This window comes from Mangrovimicrobium sediminis (genome assembly GCF_004745945.1).
In the GTDB taxonomy this organism is placed as follows: domain Bacteria; phylum Pseudomonadota; class Gammaproteobacteria; order Pseudomonadales; family Halieaceae; genus Mangrovimicrobium; species Mangrovimicrobium sediminis.
The window spans coordinates 231871-256550 of the sequence record NZ_SRLE01000007.1; the positions used below are offsets into that span (position 1 = coordinate 231871).

22 protein-coding genes are annotated in these 24680 nt (G+C 65.6%); 18 read left to right on the plus strand and 4 right to left on the minus strand.

Annotated elements, in window-relative coordinates; genetic code table 11:
- Positions 1-168: 168 nt before the first annotated feature.
- From gyrA to E4634_RS10655, 14 genes are all read left to right on the plus strand, one after another.
- Positions 169-2766 (plus strand): DNA gyrase subunit A, encoded by a 2598-nt coding sequence (gene gyrA, locus E4634_RS10590; RefSeq protein ID WP_135443659.1) that lies wholly within the window; start codon positions 169-171, stop codon positions 2764-2766.
- Positions 2763-3842, plus strand: a complete 1080-nt coding sequence (serC, locus tag E4634_RS10595; protein WP_135443661.1) for a 3-phosphoserine/phosphohydroxythreonine transaminase — start codon at positions 2763-2765, stop codon at positions 3840-3842. The genes gyrA and serC overlap by 4 nt, the downstream gene beginning before the upstream one ends.
- A gap of 4 nt (positions 3843-3846) precedes the next feature.
- Positions 3847-4974 (plus strand): prephenate dehydratase, encoded by a 1128-nt coding sequence (pheA, locus tag E4634_RS10600; protein WP_135443663.1) that lies wholly within the window; start codon positions 3847-3849, stop codon positions 4972-4974.
- A 3-nt stretch (positions 4975-4977) separates the two neighbouring features.
- On the plus strand, positions 4978-5946 hold the full coding sequence (locus E4634_RS10605; protein WP_135443665.1) for a prephenate dehydrogenase/arogenate dehydrogenase family protein: 969 nt from the start codon (positions 4978-4980) through the stop codon (positions 5944-5946).
- A gap of 4 nt (positions 5947-5950) precedes the next feature.
- Complete coding sequence (gene aroA, locus E4634_RS10610; protein ID WP_135443666.1) at positions 5951-7261, plus strand: 3-phosphoshikimate 1-carboxyvinyltransferase; 1311 nt, start codon at positions 5951-5953, stop codon at positions 7259-7261.
- Positions 7258-7938, plus strand: coding sequence for a (d)CMP kinase (cmk, locus tag E4634_RS10615; protein ID WP_135443668.1), 681 nt, complete (start codon positions 7258-7260; stop codon positions 7936-7938). The genes aroA and cmk overlap by 4 nt, the downstream gene beginning before the upstream one ends.
- 135 nt (positions 7939-8073) lie before the next feature.
- On the plus strand, positions 8074-9747 hold the full coding sequence (rpsA, locus tag E4634_RS10620) for a 30S ribosomal protein S1 (RefSeq protein WP_135443670.1): 1674 nt from the start codon (positions 8074-8076) through the stop codon (positions 9745-9747).
- Between the two features lie 967 nt (positions 9748-10714).
- Positions 10715-11011 carry an integration host factor subunit beta gene (ihfB, locus tag E4634_RS10625; RefSeq protein ID WP_135443672.1) on the plus strand — a complete coding sequence of 99 codons (297 nt, stop codon included), beginning with the start codon at positions 10715-10717 and terminating at the stop codon, positions 11009-11011.
- Positions 11012-11087: 76 nt separating this feature from the next.
- Positions 11088-11393, plus strand: coding sequence for a lipopolysaccharide assembly protein LapA domain-containing protein (locus E4634_RS10630; protein WP_135443674.1), 306 nt, complete (start codon positions 11088-11090; stop codon positions 11391-11393).
- 111 nt (positions 11394-11504) lie between these two features.
- Complete coding sequence (gene pyrF / locus E4634_RS10635; RefSeq protein ID WP_135443676.1) at positions 11505-12206, plus strand: orotidine-5'-phosphate decarboxylase; 702 nt, start codon at positions 11505-11507, stop codon at positions 12204-12206.
- Positions 12207-12311: 105 nt separating this feature from the next.
- The gene (locus E4634_RS22035; RefSeq protein WP_135443678.1) at positions 12312-12662 is read left to right on the plus strand and encodes a ComEA family DNA-binding protein; all 351 of its coding nucleotides are present in this window, start codon (positions 12312-12314) and stop codon (positions 12660-12662) included.
- A gap of 56 nt (positions 12663-12718) precedes the next feature.
- Positions 12719-13657: an NAD-dependent epimerase/dehydratase family protein gene (locus E4634_RS10645; protein WP_167854852.1), complete on the plus strand. Its 939-nt coding sequence runs from the start codon at positions 12719-12721 to the stop codon at positions 13655-13657.
- Positions 13654-14646, plus strand: coding sequence for an MraY family glycosyltransferase (locus tag E4634_RS10650; protein ID WP_135443682.1), 993 nt, complete (start codon positions 13654-13656; stop codon positions 14644-14646). The genes E4634_RS10645 and E4634_RS10650 overlap by 4 nt, the downstream gene beginning before the upstream one ends.
- Positions 14647-14733: 87 nt before the next feature.
- Complete coding sequence (locus E4634_RS10655; RefSeq protein ID WP_135443684.1) at positions 14734-16758, plus strand: polysaccharide biosynthesis protein; 2025 nt, start codon at positions 14734-14736, stop codon at positions 16756-16758.
- A 15-nt stretch (positions 16759-16773) separates the two neighbouring features.
- Here the strand turns inward: E4634_RS10655 and E4634_RS10660 are convergent, their stop codons facing one another.
- Together E4634_RS10660 and E4634_RS10665 are read right to left on the minus strand one after the other, a co-directional pair.
- On the minus strand, positions 16774-17190 hold the full coding sequence (locus tag E4634_RS10660) for a DUF6524 family protein (RefSeq protein ID WP_135443686.1): 417 nt from the start codon (positions 17188-17190) through the stop codon (positions 16774-16776).
- A 46-nt stretch (positions 17191-17236) separates the two neighbouring features.
- Positions 17237-18439 carry an iron-containing alcohol dehydrogenase gene (locus E4634_RS10665; protein ID WP_135443688.1) on the minus strand — a complete coding sequence of 401 codons (1203 nt, stop codon included), beginning with the start codon at positions 18437-18439 and terminating at the stop codon, positions 17237-17239.
- 107 nt (positions 18440-18546) lie between these two features.
- Between E4634_RS10665 and E4634_RS10670 the strand changes: the two genes are divergently transcribed.
- The 3 genes from E4634_RS10670 to E4634_RS10680 all read left to right on the plus strand — a co-directional run bounded on the left by E4634_RS10670 (position 18547) and on the right by E4634_RS10680 (position 22652).
- Positions 18547-20127 carry an EAL domain-containing protein gene (locus E4634_RS10670; protein ID WP_135443690.1) on the plus strand — a complete coding sequence of 527 codons (1581 nt, stop codon included), beginning with the start codon at positions 18547-18549 and terminating at the stop codon, positions 20125-20127.
- Between the two features lie 120 nt (positions 20128-20247).
- Positions 20248-22083 carry a C1 family peptidase gene (locus tag E4634_RS10675; RefSeq protein ID WP_135443692.1) on the plus strand — a complete coding sequence of 612 codons (1836 nt, stop codon included), beginning with the start codon at positions 20248-20250 and terminating at the stop codon, positions 22081-22083.
- Complete coding sequence (locus E4634_RS10680) at positions 22083-22652, plus strand: glycoside hydrolase family 108 protein (RefSeq protein WP_135443694.1); 570 nt, start codon at positions 22083-22085, stop codon at positions 22650-22652. Before E4634_RS10675 ends, E4634_RS10680 begins: the two co-directional genes overlap by 1 nt.
- A 71-nt stretch (positions 22653-22723) precedes the next feature.
- On the opposite strand, the gene E4634_RS10685 is transcribed toward E4634_RS10680, so the two are convergent.
- Positions 22724-23236 carry a gamma-glutamylcyclotransferase gene (locus E4634_RS10685; RefSeq protein WP_240725152.1) on the minus strand — a complete coding sequence of 171 codons (513 nt, stop codon included), beginning with the start codon at positions 23234-23236 and terminating at the stop codon, positions 22724-22726.
- Positions 23237-23564: 328 nt separating this feature from the next.
- On the opposite strand from E4634_RS10685, the gene E4634_RS10690 reads away from it, so the two are divergent.
- Positions 23565-23870, plus strand: a complete 306-nt coding sequence (locus E4634_RS10690; RefSeq protein ID WP_135443698.1) for an SET domain-containing protein-lysine N-methyltransferase — start codon at positions 23565-23567, stop codon at positions 23868-23870.
- Here the strand turns inward: E4634_RS10690 and E4634_RS10695 are convergent.
- Positions 23867-24598, minus strand: coding sequence for a FadR/GntR family transcriptional regulator (locus E4634_RS10695; RefSeq protein WP_167854853.1), 732 nt, complete (start codon positions 24596-24598; stop codon positions 23867-23869). The genes E4634_RS10690 and E4634_RS10695 overlap by 4 nt on opposite strands.
- Between the last annotated feature and the right edge of the window lie 82 nt (positions 24599-24680).

Below are 24680 nucleotides of genomic sequence, written 5' to 3' on the forward strand. Positions count from 1 at the left end.
GGGTCTTTCCCCGGTCCGCGCCGGGGTCGGTGGGCGGCAAAAGCATGGCGGGCCAAGGGGCAATTCCGGTATAATGCGCTGTTTGGGTCGGGCGCGTCTGATCACCTTCCGGGGAGGGTGTCGGACGGGGGAGCCGATCCGCAAAACGTCTTTCAGGAATAGCAATAAATGGGTGATCTAGCCAAAGAAATCCTTCCCGTCAACATCGAAGACGAAATGCGCCAGTCCTACCTCGATTACGCCATGAGCGTGATCGTGGGGCGTGCGCTGCCCGACGTGCGCGACGGGCTGAAGCCGGTGCACCGGCGCGTGCTGTTCGCCATGAACGAGCTGAACAACGACTGGAACAAGGCGTACAAGAAGTCCGCCCGCGTGGTCGGCGACGTCATCGGTAAGTACCACCCGCACGGCGATTCCGCGGTGTATGACACCATCGTGCGCCTGGCCCAGCCGTTCTCCATGCGCTACATGCTGGTGGACGGGCAGGGCAACTTCGGCTCCATCGACGGCGACAACGCCGCGGCCATGCGCTACACCGAAATCCGCATGCGCAAGATCGCCCACGCCATGCTCGCCGACCTCGACAAGGAAACGGTGGACTTCGTCGACAACTACGACGGCACCGAGCGCATCCCCGAGGTGTTGCCGACCCGGGTGCCCAACCTGCTGGTCAACGGCTCCTCTGGTATCGCCGTGGGCATGGCCACCAACATCCCGCCGCACAACCTACGCGAGGTGATCAACGGCTGCCTGGCGCTGCTCGCCAACCCGGAGCTGACCGTCGACGACCTGATGGAATACATTCCCGGCCCGGATTTCCCCACCGGCGCGATCATCAACGGCCGCGCGGGTATCATCCAGGCCTACCGCACCGGCCGCGGCCGCATCTACGTGCGCGCCCGGGCCGAGGTGATCCACGACGACAAGCGCGGCCGCGATGTCATCGTGGTGCACGAGATCCCCTACCAGCTGAACAAGGCGCGCCTGATCGAGCGCATTGCCGAGCTGGTCAAGGAAAAGAAAATCGAGGGTATTTCCGAGCTGCGCGACGAGTCCGACAAGGACGGCCTGCGCGTGGTCATCGAGCTGCGCCGCGGCGAGGTGGGCGACGTGGTGCTCAACAACCTGTACGCGCAGACCTCCCTGCAGCAGGTGTTCGGCATCAACATGGTGGCCCTGGTCGACGGCCAGCCGAAGATCCTCAACCTCAAGGAAATCATCGAGTGCTTTATCCGCCACCGCCGCGAGGTAGTGACCCGGCGCTCGGTGTACCTGCTGCGCAAGGCGCGCGAGCGCGGCCACATCCTCGAGGGCCTGGCCATCGCCCTGGCCAACATCGACCCGGTGATCGAGCTGATCAAGGCCTCGCCCAGCCCGGCGGACGCCAAGGAGCAGCTGATCGCGCGCCCCTGGTCCCCCGGCGACGTCACCGGCATGCTCGAGCGCGCCGGCGAGAACGCCTGCCGCCCGGACGACCTCGAACCGCAGTTCGGCCTGCACGACGGGCTGTACCACCTGTCGCCGGCCCAGGCCCAGGCCATCCTCGAGTTGCGCCTGCACCGCCTGACCGGCCTTGAGCACGAGAAACTGCTGCAGGAATACGAGGAAAAACTGCGCGAGATCGGCGGCTACCTGGAGATCCTCTCCGACCCCGAGCGCCTCAAGGCAGTGATCCGCGAGGAACTGGAAGAGATCGCTACCGAGTACGGCGACGAGCGCCTCACCGAGATCAGCGCCTCGCAGCACGACCTCACGGTGGAGGACCTGATCACCGAGGAAGACCGCGTGGTGACCATCTCCCACGGCGGCTACGCCAAGACCCAGCCGCTGTCCGACTACCAGGCCCAGCGCCGCGGCGGCACCGGCAAGAGCGCGACGGCGGTGAAGGACGAGGACTTCGTCGAGCACCTGCTGATCGCCAGCACCCACGCCACCATCCTGTGCTTTTCCAACCTGGGCAAGGTGTACTGGCTCAAGGTCTACCAGATTCCGCTGGCCGGGCGTGGCTCTCGCGGGCGGCCCATGGTCAACCTGCTGCCGCTGGAAGAGGGCGAGCGGGTCACTTCCATCCTGCCGGTCGAGGAGTACACCGAGGGCTGGTACATCTTCATGGCCACCGCCAACGGCACCGTGAAGAAGACCGCGCTCACCGACTTCTCGCGCCAGCGCAGCGTCGGTTTGCGCGCGCTGGAACTGGACGAGGACGACGTGCTGATCGGCACCGCCATCACCGACGGCGAGCGCGACGTGATGCTGCTTTCCAGCGAGGGCAAGGCGGTGCGTTTCCGCGAGGAAGACGTGCGCCCGATGGGCCGCACCGCGCGCGGCGTGCGCGGCATCAAACTGGGCGCCGGTCACCGCATGATCAGCCTGATCGTCCCCCGCGAGGGCGGCCGCGTGCTGACCGTCTCCGAGCGCGGCTACGGCAAGCGCACCGAGGTGGACGAGTTCCCGACCAAGGGGCGCGGCACCATGGGCGTGATCGCCATGGCCAGCAGCGAGCGCAACGGCAACCTGGTGGGGGCAGTGCAGGTGTTCGACGGTGACGAACTGATGCTGATCTCCAACCAGGGCACCCTGGTGCGTACGCGCGCCGACGAGGTATCCATTCTCGGCCGCAACACCCAGGGCGTGCGCGTGATCCGCACCCGCGACGGCGAGGCGCTGGTGAGCGTGGCGCGCATCGAGGAACCCGAGGAAGACGATGCGGCGGTCGCAGGGGACACGCCGGTCGCAAGCGACGATAACGAGGAAAACCCGCAATGAGCCGTGTGTACAACTTCTGCGCCGGTCCGGCTGCGCTGCCGGAGCCGGTGCTGGCAACCGCCCGTGACGAGATGCTCGACTGGCATGGCAAGGGCCTGTCGGTGATGGAAATGAGCCATCGCAGCGCCGAGTTCGTGGGCATCGCCGAGGCCGCCGAGGCTGGCCTGCGCGAGCTGTTGGGCGTATCCGACGACTACGCGGTGCTGTTCCTGCAGGGCGGCGCCAGCAGCCAGTTCGCCGCGATTCCGCTGAACCTGATGTACGGCACGGGCGCCGCGGACTACGTCAACACCGGGCAGTGGTCGAAGAAAGCCATCGCCGAGGCGAAGCGCTACGGCGAGGTCAATGTCGTGGCCAGCTCCGAGGGCGACAACTTCAGCTCGGTGCCGCCGCAGGACACCTGGCAACTGGGCGAGAACGCCGCCTACCTGCACTACACCCCCAACGAGACCATCGGCGGGGTGGAGTTCAACTGGGTGCCGCAGGTGAGCGCGCCGCTGGTTGTCGACATGTCCTCGGACATCCTGTCGCGGCAGATCGACGTCAATGCCTTCGGCGTGATCTACGCCGGCGCGCAGAAAAACATCGGCCCGGCGGGCCTGACCCTGGTGATCGTGCGCCGCGACCTGCTGGGCAAGGCCAACCCCAAGTGCCCGGCGATGCTCGACTGGAAGATCGCCGCGGACAACGACTCCATGTACAACACGCCGCCGACTTTCGCCGTATACCTGGCCGGCCTGGTGTTCGACTGGCTGAAGGCGCAGGGCGGCCTGGCGGCGATGGAAACCATCAACCGGCGCAAGGCGGGCAAGCTCTACGATTTCATCGACGCTTCGGCGTTCTACGCCAACCCGGTGGAAGTGGCCAGCCGGTCACTCATGAACGTGCCGTTCACCCTGGCCGACGATGCCCTGGACAAGACCTTCCTGGCCGAGGCGGACGCCGCCGGCCTGCTCAACCTCAAGGGCCACCGCTCGGTGGGCGGCATGCGCGCGAGCATCTACAACGCGGTGCCCGAGGCCGCGGTCGACGCGCTGATCGACTTCATGCGCGATTTCGAGACGCGCAACGCCTAAGCCCATGGCCGAACACGAAGACAAGCGCACCCTGGACGAGGTGCGCGCGGATATCGACGCCATCGACCGCGAGGTGCAGGAACTGATCAGCCGCCGCGCCGAGTGCGCGCAGCGGGTGGCCGCGATCAAGCTGGCCGAGGTGCAGGCGGCACTGGAGGCGGGCGAGGGCGAGACCGAGGTGGTCTACTACCGCCCGGAGCGCGAGGCCCAGGTGCTGCGCCGCATCATCGAGCGCAACCGCGGGCCGCTGGCCGGTGAGACAGTCGCGCATATTTTCCGCGAGGTCATGTCCGCCTGCCTGGCGCTGGAAAAGCCCCTGCAGGTGGCCTACTTAGGCCCTGAGGGTACGTTCACGCAGACCGCGGCCATCAAGCACTTCGGTCACGCGGCGATCTGCGTGCCGCGGGCGACTATCGACAGCGTGTTCGACCAGGTCGAGTCCGGCGAGTGCAATTACGGCGTGGTGCCGGTGGAGAACTCCACCGAGGGCATGGTCAGTCACACGCTGGACAACTTCATGGACTCCGGCCTGAAGATCGCCGGCGAGGTGGAACTGGCCATCGCCCACCACCTGCTGGCGGCGGCGCACACGCCGCGCGAAAAAATCACTCGCATCTGTGCCCACCAGCAGGCCCTGGCCCAGTGCCGCAACTGGCTCGACCGGCACTGGCCGGATATCGAGCGGGTGGCGGTGAGCAGCAACGGCGAGGCGGCGCGCATGGCGGCGCAGACCCCCGGCGTGGCGGCCATCGCCGGGGAGACCGCGGCGGAGCTGTACGGCCTGGAAACCCTTGCCGAGCACATCGAGGACTACGCCGACAACACCACGCGCTTCCTGATTATCGGCCGCGACGAGGTGCCGCCCTCGGGCCGCGACAAGACCTCTATTATCGTCTCCAGCCGCAACAAGCCCGGTGCGCTGTTCCTGCTGCTGGACCCGTTCCGCAAGGCCGGGGTCAGCCTCACGCGCATCGACACCCGTCCCTCGCGCACCGAGAAGTGGGCCTACGTGTTCTTCATCGAGTTCGAGGGGCACCTGCAGGACCCGAATATCGCGGCGATCATCGCCGAGCTCGAGGAACAGTCCATCCTGCTCAAGCCGCTGGGGTCGTATCCCCGGGCCGTGTTGTAGGACATGCCCGGCACGCAAGCCAGGGTCGCCACTGTCGCCATCGCCGGACTCGGCCTGATCGGCGGTTCGCTGGCGGCCGCCCTGCGCGAGAGCGGCTTTGCCGCGCGCATCGTCGGCTGGGGGCGCCGCGACACTTCCCTGCGGCGCGGCGTTGAGCTCGGCGTGATCGACGCCTACACGCTGTCCCTGGAAGAGGCGCTGGCGGCGGACATCTTTGTTATTTGCACGCCGACCCTGGTTGCCGCGGACCTGCTGCAGGACGTACTGCGGCTCACCCTCGACAGCGACCGGCCGCCGGTCATCACCGACGCCGCCAGCGTCAAGGGCAATCTGCAGCGCGCGGCGCTGGATGCCTGTGACGGGAGCTTCCCCGCACACCTGGTGCTCGGCCATCCGATCGCCGGCTCCGAGCGCAGCGGCGTGGACGCGGCCCAGGCCGACCTCTACCGCGACCACCGTGTCATCCTCACCCCGCAGGCGGAAACCGACGCGGCGGCCCTGGCCCTGGTGCGCGACATGTGGCTGGCTACCGGTGCCGAGGTGGTGGAGATGGACGTGGCGCGCCACGACGCGGTACTGGCGGCCACCAGCCACCTGCCGCATGTACTCGCCTATGCTTTGGTCGATGCCCTGGCACGCAGCGACGCCAGCGAGGAAATCTTCCGCTTTGCCGCCGGCGGCTTTCGCGACTTCACCCGCATCGCCTCCTCGGACCCGGTGATGTGGCGGGACATCGCCATCGCCAACCGGCCGGCGCTGCTCGAAGCCATCGACCAGTTCAGCGCCCACCTCGGTGAGTTGCGCGCGGCGGTGGAAACCGGCGATGCCGACGGCCTGCACAGCACTTTTACCCGCGCCAAGGCGGCGCGCGACCGCTTCGCCGCCAGCCTCGCCGAACGCGGCAAGGGGTCTTCGGACGCGGCGGCCGTCGGGCAGCCCGAGACCGCGAAACGCATACAGAGCCAAGAGTAGAGTTATGGAATTCAGATTACTGCCTGGCGGCACGGTCACCGGCGAGGCCCGGGTCCCGGGGGACAAGTCCATGTCCCACCGCTCGATCATGCTCGGCGCCCTGGCCGAGGGCACCACGCGGGTGACCGGCTTCCTCGAGGGCGAGGACGCGCTGGCCACCCTGGGCGCGTTTCGCGCCATGGGCGTGGAGATCGAGCGCCATGGCGCGGGCGAGGTGGTGGTGCACGGGGTTGGCCTGCACGGCCTCAAGCCGCCGTCGCAAGCGCTGGACCTGGGCAATGCCGGTACCGGCATGCGCCTGATGGCCGGTCTGCTCGCCGGCCAGCCCTTCGACGCGGAACTCACCGGCGACGCCTCCCTGTGCTCGCGCCCCATGGGCCGGGTGATCACGCCGCTGGAGAGCATGGGCGCAAAGATCGACGCCAGCGAGGGCGGCCGTCCCCCGCTGCGTATCCACGGCGGGCGCCAACTGCAGGGCATCCACTACGACCTGCCGATGGCCAGCGCCCAGGTGAAATCCTGCGTATTGCTGGCCGGCCTCTACGCCCAGGGCCGTACCTCGGTCACCGAGCCGGCGCCGACCCGCGACCATACCGAGCGCATGCTGCGCGGCTTTGGCTACCAGGTCAGCAACCACGACGGCGTTATCGGCCTCGAGGGCGGCGGCCGCCTGCTGGCGTGCAACATCGACGTGCCCGGGGATATCTCCTCGGCGGCGTTCTTCCTGGTGGCGGCCTCCATCGCCCCGGGCTCGGACCTGCTGCTCAACCACGTGGGCATCAACCCGACGCGCATCGGCGTGCTCAATATCCTGCGCGAGATGGGTGCCGACATCACCCTGAAAAACCAGCGCGAGGTGGGCGGCGAGCCGGTGGCGGACATCCGCGTGCGCTACGCGCCCCTGCACGGCATTGAGATTCCCGAGGACCAGGTGCCGCTGGCGATCGACGAGTTCCCGGCACTGTTCATCGCCGCCGCCTGCGCCGAGGGGCGCACGGTGCTGCGCGGCGCAGAGGAACTGCGGGTGAAGGAGAGCGACCGCATCGCCGCCATGGCCGAGGGCCTCACCACCCTGGGCATCGCCAACGAGATCCTGCCCGACGGCATCATCATCGATGGCGGCACCCTGGGCGGCGGGGAGATCCGCACCTTCATGGACCATCGCATCGCCATGGCCTTCGCCATTGCCGCCTTGCGTGCCCAGGGCGAGATCCTGGTGCATGACTGCGACCACGTGGCCACGTCCTTCCCCGGCTTCGACGCCCTGGCCCGCGGCCTGGGCCTGCAGATCTCGGTGCAGCGGGAGGAGGCGTGACGCCGGTCCCGGTCATTACTGTCGACGGGCCCAGCGGGGCGGGCAAGGGCACCATCAGCCACATGCTGGCCGAACACCTGGGCTGGCACCTGCTGGACAGCGGCGCGCTGTACCGGGTGACCGGCCAGGCCTGCCTGATCGAAGGGGTGAGCTGGGATGACCACCCGGCGGTGACCGAGGTCGCCCGCCACCTGGATGTGCGCTTCCAGGTCGATGAGCACGGCGAAGTGCGCGTTGCCTATAAAGGACAGGATGTCTCGGCGGCGATCCGCACCGAGGAGGGCGGCCGCGGCGCCTCCACCGTGGCGGCGATCCCCAGCGTGCGCGACGCATTGCTCGCCCGCCAGCGCGACTTCCTGCAGCCACCGGGCCTGGTGGCCGACGGCCGCGACATGGGCACCGTGGTTTTCCCCGCCGCGCCGCTCAAGTTCTTCCTCACCGCGAGCGCCGCCGAGCGCGCCGAGCGCCGGTATAAGCAGTTGATTTCAAAGGGTGGAAGTGTTAGTCTCGCGCGCCTTCTTAAGGACATCGAGGAAAGAGACGAGCGCGATTCGACCCGCACGGTTTCGCCCCTGGTGCCCGCGAAGGATGCCATTGTCATCGACAGCACGGCCACGCCCATCGAGGAAGTCTTCGGGCAGGTCCTGCAGGCGGTGACAGAATCGGGGCTTGCTTGACTCGCAAGTTATTGATTTTCCGGCAATACATCGCAACGACGGCGGTAGCCAGCCAGGGCCGTCGCGGCGGTGGAATGTAAACGAACCCCGTTCCCGGCTGGGGGCACGGACAGACTATCCAACAGGTAATGTGTAATGAGCGAATCGTTCGCCGAACTTTTTGAAGAAAGCCTCAAGACCGTCGACATGCAGCCGGGTGCCATCGTCACCGGCGTGGTCATCGACATCGACAACGACTGGGTTACCGTGCACGCGGGCCTGAAGTCCGAAGGTGTTATCCCCCGTTCCCAGTTCACCGACGCCGCGGGCAACTGTGCCCTGAGCATCGGCGACGAAGTGCAGGTAGCCCTGGAATCCGTCGAAGACGGTTTCGGCGAAACCCGCCTGTCGCGCGAGAAAGCCAAGCGCGCCGAAGCCTGGAAAGAACTCGAGGCCGCCTACGAAGCGGACGAGGTCGTCAAGGGCATGATCAACGGCAAGGTCAAGGGCGGTTTCACCGTCGACCTGAACTCCATCCGCGCGTTCCTGCCCGGTTCGCTGGTGGATGTCCGTCCGGTGCGCGAAACCACGCACCTGGAAGGCAAGGAACTCGAATTCAAGGTCATCAAGCTGGACCAGCGCCGCAACAACGTCGTGGTCTCGCGCCGTGCCGTGATGGAAGCGGCCAACAGCGAAGAGCGCGAAGCGCTGCTGGAAACCCTGCAGGAAGGCATGACCGTCAAGGGTATCGTCAAGAACCTCACCGACTACGGCGCGTTCGTCGACCTCGGTGGCGTCGACGGCCTGCTGCACATTACCGACATGGCCTGGAAGCGCATCAAGCATCCGTCCGAGATCGTGGAAGTCGGCCAGGAGATCGAAGTCAAGATCCTCAAGTTCGACCGCGAGCGCAACCGTGTCTCCCTGGGCCTCAAGCAACTGGGCGAAGACCCCTGGGTGGAAATCACCCGTCGCTACCCGGAAGGCAGCCGCGTCAAGGCGCGCATCACCAACCTCACCGACTACGGCTGCTTCGCGGAGCTGGAAGAGGGTGTGGAAGGCCTGGTGCACGTGTCCGAAATGGACTGGACCAACAAGAACGTCCACCCCTCCAAGATCGTCCAGCTGGGCGACGAGGTGGAAGTCATGGTCCTGGACATCGACGAAGAGCGTCGCCGCATCTCCCTGGGCATCAAGCAGTGCCAGCAGAACCCGTGGGATGCCTTCGCTTCCCAGTTTGCCAAGGGCGACAAGGTGGCAGGCGCGATCAAGTCGATCACCGACTTTGGTATCTTCATCGGCCTGGAAGGCAACATCGACGGCCTGGTTCACCTGTCCGACATCAGCTGGAACGAAGCTGGCGAGGAAGCGGTGCGCAACTACAAGAAAGGCGATGAGATCGAGACTGTGATCCTGTCCATCGACCCGGAGCGCGAGCGCATCTCCCTGGGCATCAAGCAGCTGGAAGACGACCCCTTCGGCAACTACGTCACCGAGAACGACCGCGGCGCGATCGTCACCGGCGAAGTTGTAGAAGTGGAAGCCAAGGCGGTGATCATCAAGCTGGCGGACGAGGTCGAGGGTGTCCTCAAGGCCTCCGACATCTCCCGCGATCGCGTGGAAGATGCCCGCAACACCTTCAAGGTGGGCGACAGCGTGGAAGCGAAGATCATCTCCGTGGACCGCAAGAACCGTTCCCTGGGCCTGTCCATCAAGGCGAAGGAGCACGACGACGAGCAGGAAGCGGTCAAGTCTCTGCGCGAGCAGGACGAAGCAGCTTCACCGGGTACTATCGGCGACCTGATCAAGGCGCAGATGGGCGAGAAATAAGCCCGGTTCACTGCCTAGCGAAAGAGGCCCACTTCGGTGGGCCTTTTTTTTGGCTCGGCTTCCTGGTGTGCTGGTGTGTCGCTAGTGGAGTTCTGGTGTCGCTGGACGGTAGTCGTGCGTTTGGTTCCGGCGCTGCTGGTCGGCAGACGTGAGCGCGGCAGGCCCCCACTCGCTCCAAAAGCACAGTCGCGGTGGGGGCCTGCCGCGCTCGCGTCTGCCTGTTGTCCGTGCTACATCGCTGGTGATCGTCTGCCGAGTCCGGGGGATGCGAGGGTTGCCGGGAGACCCGCGGGCGGAGCGCTCTTAAGATCGCGCCCCTCCGGGCTGCCCTCGGTTGGTCGGGAGCCTTAAAGCGCTGCGCTGTCTCCCTCCACGCCCTCGGCGCGTCTTTTGCGAGCGCTCCGCCCGCCCGTCTCCCGGCACTTGCAGCTCGAAACTCTGAGTTTGGTGGCTTATGCAATGCGAGGACCGGCGGCGGAGGTGTTGGCCGCGGAAATCACGTCTGGCGCCGAGGGCGTGGAGGGAGACCGCTTGCGGGCTCACGACCAACTGAGGGTACCCCGGAGGGGCGCCAGACTGGAGCGGCCAACACCTCCGCTGCCGGGCCGTCTGTAGCGAACGGACCTCATAGTTCTCTCGCAGCTAGTACGCTGTCAATCGGCCAGAGGCGCCAGCTCTTCCAGGGTGAGTTTGCTTTTCGAACCCTGGAAGGGCTGGCGTCTCCGGCCTGGAATGAACCACCCAGCGTGAGATTCCCGCCCGACAGACACACAGCGGGACCAGGCAACGGAGGAGGGGATTTACCGAGCCTGCCTCAGTGGAATGGCCCCCCGAGCAGGACAGGCACACGAGCTATCCCACCCGCAGCCGCCTGGCGAATAATTTTTCCTTTATAAAATAACGACTTGCGCAACCCAAATTCTTGGGCAACAATTGAGACAGTCAAACACACAAGCGACCCGAACCGATGACCAAGAGTGAACTGATCGAGACCATCTCTGCCCGCCAGAGCCAGCTGTCCTCCAAGGATGTCGAACTCGCGGTAAAGACCATCCTGGAGCACATGTCGCAGGCGCTGTCGAACGGCGAGCGTATCGAGATACGCGGCTTCGGCAGTTTCTCGCTGCACTATCGCGAGCCGCGCCGCGGTCGCAACCCCAAGACCGGGGATGCCGTGCAGCTCAGTGGCAAGTATGTGCCGCACTTCAAGCCGGGCAAGGAATTGCGCGAGCGTGTTAACATGGGTTTGCAAATGGGGCTGTAGGCCTCGCCAGCGCCCCGTAGTGGCGGTGTGATCGCGCGGTCATGCCGCTTTTTACTTTCAGGCTCCGGACATTCGCATGAAGTTGTTACGCAAGCTCCTTATCGTTGCCATCGCGCTGCTGATGGTGGCTATCGGTGTGCTGTTCGCGGTGCAAAACGAGATCGCCGTACCCCTTGATTTGTTGCTGTTCAGCTTCGAGCCACACAGCCTGGCGCTGTGGTTGTTGCTCGCCTTCGCGCTGGGGGGCGTGCTCGGTCTGCTCATGTCCAGCGCCATCCTGCTGCAGATGCGCGCCCGCCTCGGTGCGGCGCGCCGCCAACTTGTCCGCGCCCAGTCCGAGGCGGAGGCCCTGCGCAGCGCGCCGCCCGCGGCCGGCGAGTAGCAAGTCATTCCCGTCAGCCGTCCGGCTGGCGCTGGCGTATCCAGGAGCGTAAATCAGGCGCGCATCGCGCGGCTGTGGAATAATACGCGCGCGCTGAACCGGAGTACCCCAATGCCCGACAACCCTGTCATAGTCGCCCTCGACTACCCCACCGCCGACGCCGCCCTGGCCCTGGCCGGGCGCCTCGACCCGCAACTGTGCCGGGTCAAGGTCGGCAAGGAATTGTTCACCGCCGCCGGGCCGGCGCTGGTGGAAGCGCTGCAGGCGCGCGGCTTCGAAGTGTTCCTCGACCTCAAGTTCCACGACATTCCCAATACCGTGGCCGGCGCGGTGCGCGCCGCGGCGGGCCTGGGCGTGTGGATGGTCAACGTGCACGCCGGAGGCGGCCGGCGCATGCTCGAGGCGGCGGTCGGGGCGCTGGCAGGGAGTTCGCGTCCGCCGTTGCTGATCGCGGTCACCGTGCTCACCAGCATGTCTGAGGAGGACCTGCGCGAGACCGGCTGCGAGGAGCCTATCGTCGAGCGCGTCAGTCGTTACGCGGCGCTCACCGCAGACTGCGGGCTCGACGGCGTGGTATGTTCCGCCCAGGAAGCGCCGCGCCTGCGCCTGGAGCGGGGCGATGATTTCTGCCTGGTCACACCGGGCATTCGTCTGGCGGGTGACAGCGCCGGTGACCAGCGCCGGGTGCTGACTCCCGCCGATGCCATCGCCGCGGGTTCCAGCTACCTGGTCATCGGCCGCTCGATCACTGGCGCCGACGATCCGCTGGCGGCCCTGGAGCGCGTGCATCGCGAGCTGGGTACGCCCGCGTAACATCATATCGGGGCCTGGCGCTTCGCCGCCGCGGGCCCTTTGCTAGACTCTCTCGTGGTACGGATGCCTGCACGGACGCAGACACAGGATCAGGGAGATCACATCATGCCTATATCGCAAAACCACCGGCGCGCCGCGGCGTGCACCCATGCAGTTTTCGCGCTCGCGCTGTGCGCGCTGCTGACCCTGGCAGGCGGCGGTTCACCGCTGCACGCCGCCAATAAAGTGGCGGAGGCGCCGGCAGCGACGGCCACTGCTTCCACCGTAAACATCAATACCGCCGATGCCCGCACACTGGCGGTGGCGCTAAACGGCATTGGCCTGAGTCGCGCGGAGGACATCGTGCGCTACCGCGAGCAGTTCGGTCCGTTCACCACGGTGGACCAACTGACCGAGGTTAAAGGCGTGGGCACGGCGACGGTGGAAAAAAACCGCGCGCGGATAACGCTGGATTAAGCGCATGGCATCCGTATCATGTGGGGGCTTATGCCCCCTCAGCCCCAAAATTACTCGTGAAATGCCTGGTCACCGGGGCTACCGGTTTTATCGGCCGCGAGTTGTGCCCGGCGTTGCAGCGGGCCGGTCACGAGGTCGTCGCCTGGAGTGGTAGCGGTGCGGCCCTGCCCGGACTGCCGACCGTCGCCGTAGACCTCACGAACTGGCAGGCCGAACCCGAGGCGATGGCCGGTGTGGACACGGTCTTTCACCTCGCCGCGATCGCTCACCGCGAAGCCCCAGCGGAGGAACACCAGCGCCTGAATTGCGATGCGGTACTGGCCCTGGCACGCGCGGCGAGCCACGCCGGCGTTCGTCGTTTCGTGTTTGTCAGCAGCGTCAAGGCGATGGGGGCGGCGAGCACGAGCGCGCCGCGCACAGAAGAGGACACCTGCGAGCCGCAGGATGCCTACGGCGCGGCCAAGTGGGGCGCGGAGCAGGGGTTGCGGGAACTGGCGGCCGCCTCCGGGATGAGCGTCGTCATCCTGCGACCGGCACTGGTGTATGCGCCCGGGGCTGCCGGTAACCTGGCATTGCTGCAGCGTGCCATCGCCCTCGGCGTGCCGCGTCCCCCGAACGAGGGGGCGCGCTCGATGATATCGCGCAGCGACCTGGTGGATCTCGCGCTGTGCGCAGCGCAGGCTGATCTTCGCAGCCAGCCTGGCATGACAGCGACCTGGATTGCCGCCGACGGCGAAGCCTACAGCACGCAGCGACTCTACGACGTCTTGCGCGCCGCCGCCGGCAAGTCGCCGGCGCGGGCCTGGTTGCCGCGCTTTGCCTGGCGTATCGGCGCGGCGGCGCAGGACCTTGTCGCTCCGGGCGTGGAACCCATCTGGCAGAAGCTGTTCGGCACCGAGCTCTACGACAGCAGCCGCGCACAGCGCGAAGCCGATTGGCGGCCAAAACAGCGTTTCGAGAGCGTTTTTCCTCCGGCCTTTGAGGCGCGCTCGTGAGCTTCGCAATCGGCGCCTGTTTCCTGCTGTCCGCCCTCGGTTGCGGCGCCTACCTGCGCCTGGCACGTCGCTGGCAGATTCTCGACCTGCCCAACGAGCGCAGCTCCCATGTGCTGCCCACACCCCATGGCGGCGGTATCCCGGCACTGCTGGCCATGATGGTGGTGGCTGTCGCGGCGGGTGTGGTGGATGCCGTATGGCCGGCGCCCCTGGCCCTGTTGCTCGGGCTTGCGCTGTCGCTGCTGGTGGTCGGTGTCCTGGATGATCTGCGCGGCCTGCCGGTGGCGGCGCGTTTCGGTGTGTATGCCCTGTGCTGCGCGCTCGCGGTTTACGCGCTGTACGCGGCGCGCGCCGCGGACGCGGGAGTCGCCAACGCGGCCTGGTTTGCCCTGCTCGCGGTGCCGGGCCTGCTCTGGCTGGTCAATCTCTACAACTTCATGGACGGCATCGATGGCATTGCCGCGAGCCAGTGCATCGCCGCGGCCGGGGTGGCCGGGGCGCTCGCCCTGCGCGTGCCGGGAGCTGCGGATTACGCGCTGCTGTGTTTCCTGCTGGCAGCGGCTCACGCGGGCTTCCTGCTCTGGAACTGGTCGCCGGCACGCCTGTTCATGGGCGATGCCGGCAGCGTGCCCACAGGCTTCCTGCTCGGCGGCTTGGCGCTCTACGGCATGTGGCAGCAGATCCTGCCGCTGGCCTGCTGGCTGATCCTGCTCGCCGCGTTTATCACCGACGCAACGGTGACCCTGTTGTGGCGCGCAGCAAAGGGCGAGCGGGTCTGGCAGGCGCATCGTTCGCACGCCTACCAGCGCCTGAGCCGCGCCTGGGGCGGGCACCGGCCTGTGGTGCTGGCACTGCTCGCAGCTATCCTTCTGTGGTTGGCGCCACTGGCGACTTGTGCCGCATTTTTTCCGGAGTACGCGGTGAGTTTGGTAATTTTGGCATATTTTCCCCTGCTGCTCGGCATGGCTAAAGCCCTGAAAGTGGGCTAGTATCAAACGCGGGCTACAACATCAAAAAAGCACACAATCAGTAGCCGTCTAAACACCAGACCAGACCATTAAGAGTGAGGAAGGGGCTTGCTGAACTTTTGTGGCCGTGTAGTTGCGCGCTCGGTTTCCGGCTTGGTCGGAGGCCTGCGGGACGGTCTGGAAAAGCTCATCGAACTTCCCCGCAACATCAAACAGGCCTGCCTGCTCGCCATCGACATGGGTTTTGTCAGCCTGGCGATCTGGGCGGCGGTGGCCTTCCGCTGGGGCAGCCTGGATTTCCCCTTCGGTCCGGTCGAAATTTTCTGTGCGGCGTTCACCGTCGTAGTCAGCGCCTTCATCTTCCTGCGCCTCGGCCTGTACCGGGCGGTCATCCGCTTCATGGGCCAGCAGGCCATCTGGGCGGTTATCACCGCGGTCAGCTATTCCACGCTGGTACTGGGTGCCACTATCTTCTTCACTCAGGCCCAGGTGCCGCGCTCCATGCCCTTCATCTACTGGGGTCTGGCCATGCTCGGTATCGGCGGCATGCGCCTGTCCGTGCGCGCCTACTACCAGGCCAAGCTGCGCTCGCTGTCGGAAAACGTACTGATCTATGGCGCCGGCGAGTCCGGACGCCAGTTGCTGACGGCGCTCAACCACGGCGACCAGTACCGCGCGGTGGCCTTCGTCGACGACGACGCCCGCCTGCAGCACTCGGTGATCAACGGCCTGCAGGTGGTGCCGCCGGAAGAAATCGAACAACTGATCGCCCAGCACGATATCACCCAGGTGCTGCTGGCGATTCCCTCCGCGTCGCCGGAGCGACGCAAGGAAATCATCAACTCGCTGGTCGGCCTGCCGGTGTACGTGCGCACCGTGCCGCGCATCACCGAACTGGTGGCCGGCGAGGCGAGCGTCAACCAGATCCAGGATATCGACCTCGACGACCTGCTCGGCCGCGACCCGGTACCGCCGCACCCGGAACTGATCGACCGCTGCATCACCGACAAGGTGGTCATGGTCACCGGCGCGGGCGGCTCCATCGGCTCTGAGTTGTGCCGGCAGATCATGCTTTCCGGTCCGCGCGAACTGGTCCTGCTCGATAACTGCGAGTACGCCCTGTACAACGTCGAGCGCGAACTGCGCGACATGATGCTGGCCGCCAACCTCGACTTCAACATGGTGGCGCTGCTCGGTTCAGTGCAGGACGGCCGCCGGCTGGAGAGCGTTTTCCGCACCTTCAAGGTCGACACTGTCTACCACGCGGCGGCCTACAAGCACGTGCCGATGGTCGAATACAACGTCGCCGAAGGGGTGGCCAACAACGTGTTCGGCACCTGGTACGCGGCGCAGGCGGCGCGCAAGGCCGGCGTGGATACCTTCGTGCTGGTCTCCACCGACAAGGCGGTGCGCCCGACCAACATCATGGGCGCTTCCAAGCGTTTCGCCGAGATGATCCTGCAGGGCCTGGCCCAGCGCGAAAACAACACGCGCTTCTGCATGGTGCGCTTCGGCAACGTACTGGGTTCCTCGGGCTCCGTGGTGCCGCTGTTCCGCGAGCAGATCGAAAACGGCGGGCCGGTGACGGTCACCCACCCGGAAGTCACCCGCTATTTCATGAGCATCAAGGAAGCGGCTCAACTGGTGGTGCAGGCCAGTGCGATGGGCACCGGCGGCGACGTCTTCGTGCTCGACATGGGCGAGCCGGTGCGGATTGTCGACCTGGCGCGGCGCATGATCCGCCTGAGCGGCTACGAGACCGACCACGACACCCACGTCGGCGAACACATCGACATCGAGTTCATCGGCCTGCGCCCCGGCGAGAAGCTCTACGAGGAGTTACTGCTGGGTAGCAACGTCACCGGCACCGGTCACCCGATGATCATGCGTGCGGAGGAGGAGTGTCTCTCCTACGGCCAGATACACAGCTACGTGACCGAACTCATGCACTACTGCGATGCGCTGGACTGCGACGGCATTACCTCGGTGCTGCGCAAGGCGGTCAGCGGCTTCGGTGAACACGAAGTGCGCCACGACCATATCTGGAATCGCCAGGCCACCCTCGGCACCCAGCCACGGGCTCCGGCCATCACCTCGAACGTCAAGGAACTGTTCCCGGAAAAGTCCTCCTGATTCCGCGCTGTTCGTTCAATCCTCGATATCGTCGACGTCGAACTGGCCGGTGAGCCGGCGACGGATGTGCGACCAGGACATCCCCACGGCGAGGATCAGGGCAATCAGGATCAGGGCCACCCAGGTGACGGCGCTGCCGGAATCCAGGCTCAGCCAGCCGAGGTCTACCAGCAGCCAGACCACGCAGCCGAACAGCGCTGCGCCGAGAATAATCCCCAGCCAGCCCAGCGACAGGAAGGTCGCGCGCAGGAAGATGATCCAGCCGATGAGCAGGACGACGCCGACCAGCGCCGGCACCGGACCGAAGGTGGTGTCCTCGGCGAGCACCCAGCTGACGTAGGAGTAGTCGGTCGGGTTGTAGGTGCCGCACACCAGCGCCAGGGCGAAGACACAGCGACCCAGGAAGCTGACGGCGTTGAACTGATTGGACATCGGAAGGCCTCGTTGTTGTGTTTTGTGCTTAAGCGAGAATAGGAAGTCAGTCGGCGGGAAGCAAGCCGCGCACCAGCGATCGCAATTCGTCGGCATCGAGGTAGCGCGGCACCGGGTAGAGATTGCCGGTTTCCGCCTGCGCCTCGCGCACGATGTCATCGACGTCCGCTGCGGACAGACTCTCCGCCTGTCGCGGCAGCTGCAGTTCGTCGCGCAATTGCACCACCGCATCGATGAAGCGCTGTGCCAGTGTCGCGTTGTCCTCGTTGGCGGCGCCGCGGTCCAGGGTGCGCGCCAGTTCCGCCAGGCGCGGATGCACGCAGTCGCCGTAGGCGGCGAGCACCTCGGGCAGGATCATCGCGTTGGCGACGCCATGGGGCAGGTGGCAGACCCGCCCGAGCTGGTGGCCGATGCCGTGGGTGTAGCCCAGCGATGCCTGGCTGAAGGCGGCACCGGCGAAGAACGCGGCGCTGGCCATTGCCTCGCGGGCTTCGAGGTCCTCGCCGTTGCGCCAGGCGCGCGCCAGGTGCTTGAAAATCAGGTACACCGCGGCGCGCGACTGGCGCTCGGTAGCCGGCGTGGCGGCGCGGGACAGGTAGGCTTCGATGGCGTGGGACAGGGCGTCCATGCCGGTGGCGGCGGTGACCCCGGGCGGCATGCCGCGCATCAGGCTGGCGTCCAGGGCGACGTAGTCGGGGATCATGCGGCTGTCGACCACCGGGACCTTGCGATGGCTGCGCTTGTCGGTGATTACCGCCGCCAGGGTTATCTCGGAACCGGTGCCGGCGGTGGTGGGAACGGCGAACAGCGGCAGTCCGGGCCGGCGTGCCTTCTGCACGCCATCGAAGGCGGCCAGTTCACCGGGGTTGTTGTGCAGCAGGGCGATCATCTTCGCCGCATCCAGCACCGAGCCGCCGCCCACCGCAAACACGCCGTCACACTGGTGCTCCGTGAGAATGGCCTCACCGGCGCGGACCTGGTCGAAATCCGGGTCCGGGTCGATGCCATCGAACAGCACATGCTCGACGCCGGCCTCGGTGAAGGCGGCGCGGATCGGTTCGAGCAGCCCGGTCGCCACCAGGTGCCGGTCGGAGACCAGCAACAGGCGCTGGAATCCGAGCATTGCCGATTGTCGCGCAAGCGCCTGTGCCGAACCGCTGCCCTGCAGTACCAGCGGCGCCTTGCGCGGCAGCAGGCGCAGCAGCCAGGTGACGATGAAAGCGCGCAGCTTGTAGTAAATTATGCTCATCGACTGGTTATCGACAACGTGTCCCGGGGCAGGCAATCATGCACGCATGATACGCTGGCACGCCTGCGGCGCAAGCGCGGTCGCGGTCAAGCGGGGACGCCAACAGCATGGTTAAACTGAGTTCTATTGTAGTAACGCTGCTCATCGCTGCGATCGGCATTGCTGCGCCTATCGTGTTCGTACTCGGGCTGGCGCGACAGCAGGGCCTGGAGGCGGAACAGACGCGTGCCCTGGAGTTCGCCGGCGAGGCGCTGGCCAAGACCGAGGCCACCTTCGACAGTTTTCTCGGTGTGGTCACGCAACTGGCGCCGATGATCGTCGGCGAACCCTGCGAGGTGGAGAACCTCAACCTGATGGAATACGCAGCCCTGCGTACCCGGGACGTGAAGGCGCTCGGCTATGTCAGCGGCAACCAGCTCGTGTGTTCCTCGATGAACATCGACGATCGCGTCTTCGATCTCGGCGAGCCGCTGGTGAGCGGGCTTCCCGACACGCAGATGAGCGTGCGCAACGATGTGTACATACCACGGCTTGGCGAGCTCGAATTCCTGGTCCTGCAGAAAGGGAATATTGCCGGTGTGGTACAGGCGCAGGCCACCCTGGAGAACGTCACCCGCGGCGCGCAGGTGAACCTGGCGGTATTCAGCGCGGACAGCAGCGCGCCACTATTGAAGAACGGCGATGTGTCCGCCGACTGGCTGCAGGCCCCGCCGGATGCCGGCGATACTCGCGCATTCCTCAGCGACGGTTACATTGTCGGCGTGGCGCGCGCGGCGCGCTCCGGCCTGACCGCGGTAGCCGCTATCCCGCGGGCGGCACTGGACCGGCGCACCCGCGAGCTAACCGGCTATCTGCTGCCGGTGGGTGCGGTGGCCGGCGCTGTGCTGATCTGGGCGATCCTGTTTCTCTCCCGCCACCAGATGGCCCTGCCGCAGGCGATTCGCGCGGCCCTGCGCGCAAAACAGTTCTTTCTCGTCTACCAGCCGATTGTCGATCTCGAGACCGGCCGCTGGACTGGCGCCGAGGCGCTGATTCGCTGGCGCCGGCCCAACGGCGAAGTCATCAGTCCGGAAGTGTTTATGCCGGCGGCGGAGGAGTCGGGCCTGATTCACGATGTCACCGAGCGCCTGTTCCAGCTCGCCGCGCGCGACGCGCGAGACCTGTTCCGCGACTTCCCGGATTTCCATATTTCGCTCAATGTCTCCGCCCGTGACATTCACGACGCGGGTATCGTCGAGCGGCTGGTGGCGCTCAAGCAGCAGATGCACGCCGGTGACGGCAACCTGTTCGTGGAGATTACCGAGCGCGGCCTGACCCGTCCGGAGCAGGCGATCAGCATCATCCACGCCCTGCGCGAGAGCGGCATACCGGTCGCGGTGGATGACTTCGGCACCGGCTATTCCAGCCTCTCGTACCTGGAGAGCTTCGATCTCGATTACCTGAAAATCGACAAATTCTTCGTCGACTGTATCGACAGTGAGGACGAGGCGGTCACCGGCAAAGTGCTTACACACATTATCGAACTGGCGCGCAGCCTCGACCTGCGCATGATCGCCGAGGGTGTCGAGACCACCCACCAGCGCGACCAGTTGCGCCGTTACGGCGTGCAGTTCGCCCAGGGCTGGCTGTATGCCAAACCCCTGCGCATGGCCGAACTTCGCGAGCGCCTCGGGGAGGAGGCTGGCTGATCGCGACTGGCCGGCTCCCGCGCTTGACCTATACTTGCCGTTGATCGCTGCGGCGGTCGCCACCATTGCAAGCCACGATAACAACAGGCGCGAGGCGCGCTCGCGCAGGGAAGCGACACCATGGACCCAGACAAGCTGCCAATGCTGGGCGGCTATGCCCTCAATGCCACCAGCGATGAGCCCGATTCGCGCGACTGGATGTACCTGCCGCCGCCAACCCCGATGGCCCGCTACATCGCCAAGCCCAGCGGGCTGTACATCATGGACCAGAAAAGCGAGGGTGCCTGTACCGGATTCGGCCTGGCCGCCGTCATCAACATGCTCAACCAGCAGCGCAGCCTGAAGGTCAACGTGAGTCCGCGCATGCTCTACGAAATGGCGCGCAAGTACGACGAGTGGCCGGGGGAGGAGTATTCCGGTTCGTCCTGCCGCGGGGCCATCAAGGGCTTCGCCAGCATGGGCGTATGCCGCGAAAGCCTCTGGCCCTACCGCGATGGCAAGCCGGGCGAGCTCAGCGTCGACGCGGCCAAGGATGCGCGCGGCAATACTATCGGTGCGTACTATCGCCTGCGCCCGAGAATCAGCGATTTCCATGCCGCGCTCAACGAAGCCGGCGCGATTTTCTGCTCCGCACAGGTTCACAATGGCTGGGGTAAGTCTGCGGTGCAGGACGGTACCATCGACCTGCGGCCCGGCATTACCGGTGGCCATGCCTTCGCCATCGTCGGCTACACCAACAAGGGTTTCTGGGTGCAGAACTCCTGGGGAAAGACCTGGGGCAAGGGCGGGCTGGCCCTGTGGAGCTACGAGGACTGGTACCAGAATTTGCAGGACGCGTGGGTGCTGAATGTGGCGCTGCCCACGCCGCAGATCTGGCACATGGAGGCCACCGCGGGGTCGCGGCGTACCGCAATGCTGACCGAGGGTCTCGGCGCCACGCCGCGTGGACGTATCGCCGGCCACTTCGTGCACATGGACGACGGCCAGTTTCACGACGCCGGCCGCTACTGGAGCAATCGCCAGGATGTCGCCACTACTGCCGCGAACCTGGCGCAGAACCGCAAGTACGATCACCTGCTGCTCTACGCCCACGGCGGCCTGAATTCCCCGAAAGCTTCCGCCCAGCGCATTGCGGCGATGCGCGAGGTGTTCAAGGAAAACCGCATCTACCCCTATCACATCATGTATGACACCGGAGTGCTGGAAGAACTGAAAGACGTGATCAGCAGCCGCGGCAAGCGTACCGACGAGCGCGTGGGGGGCGACCTCGACTGGTGGGACAAGATGCTGGAGCGGCTGGCGCGGCGGCCGGGAAGGGCGCTGTGGCGCGAGATGAAGTACGGCGCCCGCGAGGGCTTCCGCCTCAACAACGCGGGCGTGGAAAGCCTGCAGATCCTGGTCGATGCGCTGCGCGATGCAAAGGGCATGAAGGTCGACCTGCACCTAGCCGGGCACAGCACCGGCGGTATCGTCATGGCTTACCTGCTCGAAGCGCTGGAGCAACTGGCGCCCAGCCTGCGGGTGAAGACCTGCTCGCTGATGGCGCCCGCGGGCACGGTGGACCTGTACCGCAGCCATTACCACCCGCGGCTGGTGGACGACGCCACGCCCTTCGGTATCGAGCAGATGACGGTGTACAACCTCAGCGACAAACTGGAACTCGATGACAGCGTCGGCCCCTACCGCAAGTCGCTGCTGTATTTCGTGTCCCATGCCTTCGAGGAGGACACGCCGGCGCCGATCCTCGGTATGCAACTGCACAGTAAGTCGCTGGAAGCGCTCACCCCGCGGCTCGAATTCGTCTACAGCGAGGGCGACAGCGGCCGCCAGCCGCGTAGCCTGAGCACCTCCCACGGCGGCTTCGACAACGACCCGGCGACTATGAACGATATCCTGTTCCGGGTGCTGGGCAAGAAACCGCGGCGCCCGTTTACCGCGAAGGACCTGGACTACTGATGGCTTCTTTCGATGAAGCACTGGCGCTGGTGCTGCGCCACGAGGGCGGTTACGCCGACGACCCGGCGGACCGCGGCGGCGAAACCTATCGCGGCGTGGCGCGCAAGATTCACCCGCAATGGCCGGGGTGGCGGCGTATCGACGCGAAGAAGGGCAAGTCCGGCTTTCCCGGCTCGCTGGACAGCGACGCGACCCTGCAAAAAGCGGTGGCGGAGTTCTATCGCGAGAACTACTGGGCACCGATACGCGGCGACCAGTTGCCGGATAACGCGCTGGCCCAGGAGATGTTCGATACAGGGGTAAACATGGGCGTACGCCGCGCCGTGCGGTTTTTCCAGTCCGCCCTCAACCTGCTCAACCGCAACCAGAAGAACTACGAGGACCTGGTGGTGGATGGCTGGCTGGGCGAAAAGAGCCTGGCCGCGCTGGCCAAGCTAATGCGCGGCGATGACAGCCCGCGCTTCCTGCTCAAGCTGCTCAACGCCATGCAGGCGGAAGCCTACATGGACATCATGCGCAACGACCCGACCCAGGAGCGTTTCGCACGGGGCTGGTTGGAGCGGGCCTAGGCCGAAAATAACCGGTGGCGCGGAAGATGTGCCATAGGACCTTGCCGGCGCACTGCGCCGACTGCAACAGGTCAGCTGTCCGGCGTGTGCCGTTGCGATAACAACCGCTCCAGCTCAGCGACGTGTTCGTCGTCATCACCCAACTCGCGCAACGCGACCGCGAGTTGCAGCAGGTAGTCGCGATTGCTGCCGCTGGGCCCGTGCGAGTCGGCTATGTGCGCGGCGATCTCCTCGATCGGCGCGTCGCCGAGGAAGGCGGGATTGTCCGGGACCGCGATATAAAACACGCCGTCCACGATTTCCGCTGATTCGCCGAGGCTGATGGCGGTCGCAATGCGCTGGTAGCCGTTCTTCTCGCGGTGGTCCAGGTGTTCGAAGACGTCGTGCTCTACCAGGTAGGCGACGCCGCGGCAGATATTCCCCGGCGCGGGGATCAGCGTCACCACGCGCCCGGGTTGCTCGGGTGTGCCGCGGTGATCGTGAGAACCCTGCCAGAAGCGCCGTTGCCAACCCTCGATACTCGCCACTTCCCGCCGCAAAAACGGAAAATCGACCTTGTAGATGAGAGAGCCGTAGCCGAACACCCAGGTAGCCGATGGTCTGTCCTGGCATGCGTGCGTGTCGGTGGGTCGCTGGGAATGCTGGGTCAATGGAGAAGCAGGGTAAGAAAAAACACTGGTACCCAGATTACCTCAGGACCAGCGATGTTGTCCCTTGGTGAATGCGCTATTTCCATGGCTTTTTTCGACGCCGCCAGAGAAGCGTTTCGGTTTCCCGATCCCGTAGCGTTGCCTCTCCCGTAAAAAATATCCGGTCGCGTTTTACGCGAACGCTGTGCGTGAGTGGTGCAGTCGTCTAAGATATTTTCTTTTGTCTGCGCGCAAGCGCATAAGTGGTCCGGGGAGTTGCGGTGTGGGGTTGAAGAAAAAACTGGTCGTCAAAAAAAGCAAGATTCATGGGAAGGGGTTGTACACGGGCATAGCGCTGAAAAAGGGGACATTGCTTGGTCGCTGCGACAGCAAACTGGTGAAGAAGCCGACGCCCTACACGCTGTGGCTGACCGACGACAAGCTCGCGGACGTCACCTGCAAGCTAAAGTACATCAATCATCACAAATCGCCGAATGTCGCCTACTATGACGATCTGTCGGTGGTGGCGCTGCGCGATATCAAGGCGGGCGAGGAACTCACCCACGACTACGGCGAAGACTGGGCCTAGCGTTCGCCGCTGGCCTGCGCAGGGAGCGTGTCGCGCAGCCAGCCGTCGACCATCTGCCGGTAGCGCCGCGCCTCGAAACTCGCCAGCGCCGGGTCCTGGGCGAGGATAGCCTGCAGGATACGCCGCCGGCCCGCGCGCCAGTCGTCGATGGCCACGGCGTCGCCGAAGAACGGCGTTTGGTGCTCTTCCCGGTACATCTGCATGGCCACCCGGGCGAGCAGTTCCAGCAGGGGTTTCTGGAACACCGCAAGTAACGTCTCCCGAAAACGGATCTCGAACTCGATGCAGTCCTGGGCGGATACCTGTGTTTCCAGGTCCGCCGCCAGGGCGGCGATCCCTTCGAGGTCTTCCGGAGAAAGTCCGCTCGCCACAGCCTCGATGATTTCACAATCCAGCATCACCGCCAGGCCGAAGGCCTCGCGGTAGTCGATAGCGTGCACCCGCATGTAGGTGGCGAAGGCGCGGTCGAGCGCGGCGTCGTCCGGGCGTGCCACGTAGTAGCCGCCACCCGGGCCGCGGCGCACGGACAACAGGCCCTCGTGTTCCAGCACGCGGGCCGCCTGCTGCACTGTCACGATGCCCACTCCGAGGGATTGCGCGACCGCCGACAGTGAACCGAGCAGGGTGCCCTCGGCGCTGTCCAGGCACAATTCCCGCAGGCGCTGGGTGGCGTCGATTACCAGTGGCTGCCGACGGGTGTCGCTGCGCTGGGCCTGTCCCTTGCTCATATCCATTTCCTGTTGTTGTGTGTCGTGCTCCCGGGCGACTGTACGCGAGAAAGCTTGACCGTCCTAATAAAACGTATATTAT

Bases quoted from the DNA above. Each gene is read 5' to 3' on its own strand.
- pheA (WP_135443663.1), top strand. From the start codon at position 3,847: ATGGCCGAACACGAAGACAAGCGCACCCTGGACGAGGTGCGCGCGGAT.
- serC (WP_135443661.1), top strand. From the start codon at position 2,763: ATGAGCCGTGTGTACAACTTCTGCGCCGGTCCGGCTGCGCTGCCGGAG.
- E4634_RS10680 (WP_135443694.1), top strand. From the start codon at position 22,083: ATGGCTTCTTTCGATGAAGCACTGGCGCTGGTGCTGCGCCACGAGGGC.
- E4634_RS10630 (WP_135443674.1), top strand. From the start codon at position 11,088: ATGAAGTTGTTACGCAAGCTCCTTATCGTTGCCATCGCGCTGCTGATG.
- E4634_RS10675 (WP_135443692.1), top strand. From the start codon at position 20,248: ATGGACCCAGACAAGCTGCCAATGCTGGGCGGCTATGCCCTCAATGCC.
- gyrA (WP_135443659.1), top strand. From the start codon at position 169: ATGGGTGATCTAGCCAAAGAAATCCTTCCCGTCAACATCGAAGACGAA.
- pyrF (WP_135443676.1), top strand. From the start codon at position 11,505: ATGCCCGACAACCCTGTCATAGTCGCCCTCGACTACCCCACCGCCGAC.
- E4634_RS10660 (WP_135443686.1), bottom strand. From the start codon at position 17,190: ATGTCCAATCAGTTCAACGCCGTCAGCTTCCTGGGTCGCTGTGTCTTC.
- E4634_RS10670 (WP_135443690.1), top strand. From the start codon at position 18,547: ATGGTTAAACTGAGTTCTATTGTAGTAACGCTGCTCATCGCTGCGATC.
- aroA (WP_135443666.1), top strand. From the start codon at position 5,951: ATGGAATTCAGATTACTGCCTGGCGGCACGGTCACCGGCGAGGCCCGG.
- E4634_RS10665 (WP_135443688.1), bottom strand. From the start codon at position 18,439: ATGAGCATAATTTACTACAAGCTGCGCGCTTTCATCGTCACCTGGCTG.
- E4634_RS10695 (WP_167854853.1), bottom strand. From the start codon at position 24,598: ATGAGCAAGGGACAGGCCCAGCGCAGCGACACCCGTCGGCAGCCACTG.
- ihfB (WP_135443672.1), top strand. From the start codon at position 10,715: ATGACCAAGAGTGAACTGATCGAGACCATCTCTGCCCGCCAGAGCCAG.
- E4634_RS10605 (WP_135443665.1), top strand. From the start codon at position 4,978: ATGCCCGGCACGCAAGCCAGGGTCGCCACTGTCGCCATCGCCGGACTC.
- rpsA (WP_135443670.1), top strand. From the start codon at position 8,074: ATGAGCGAATCGTTCGCCGAACTTTTTGAAGAAAGCCTCAAGACCGTC.
- E4634_RS22035 (WP_135443678.1), top strand. From the start codon at position 12,312: ATGCCTATATCGCAAAACCACCGGCGCGCCGCGGCGTGCACCCATGCA.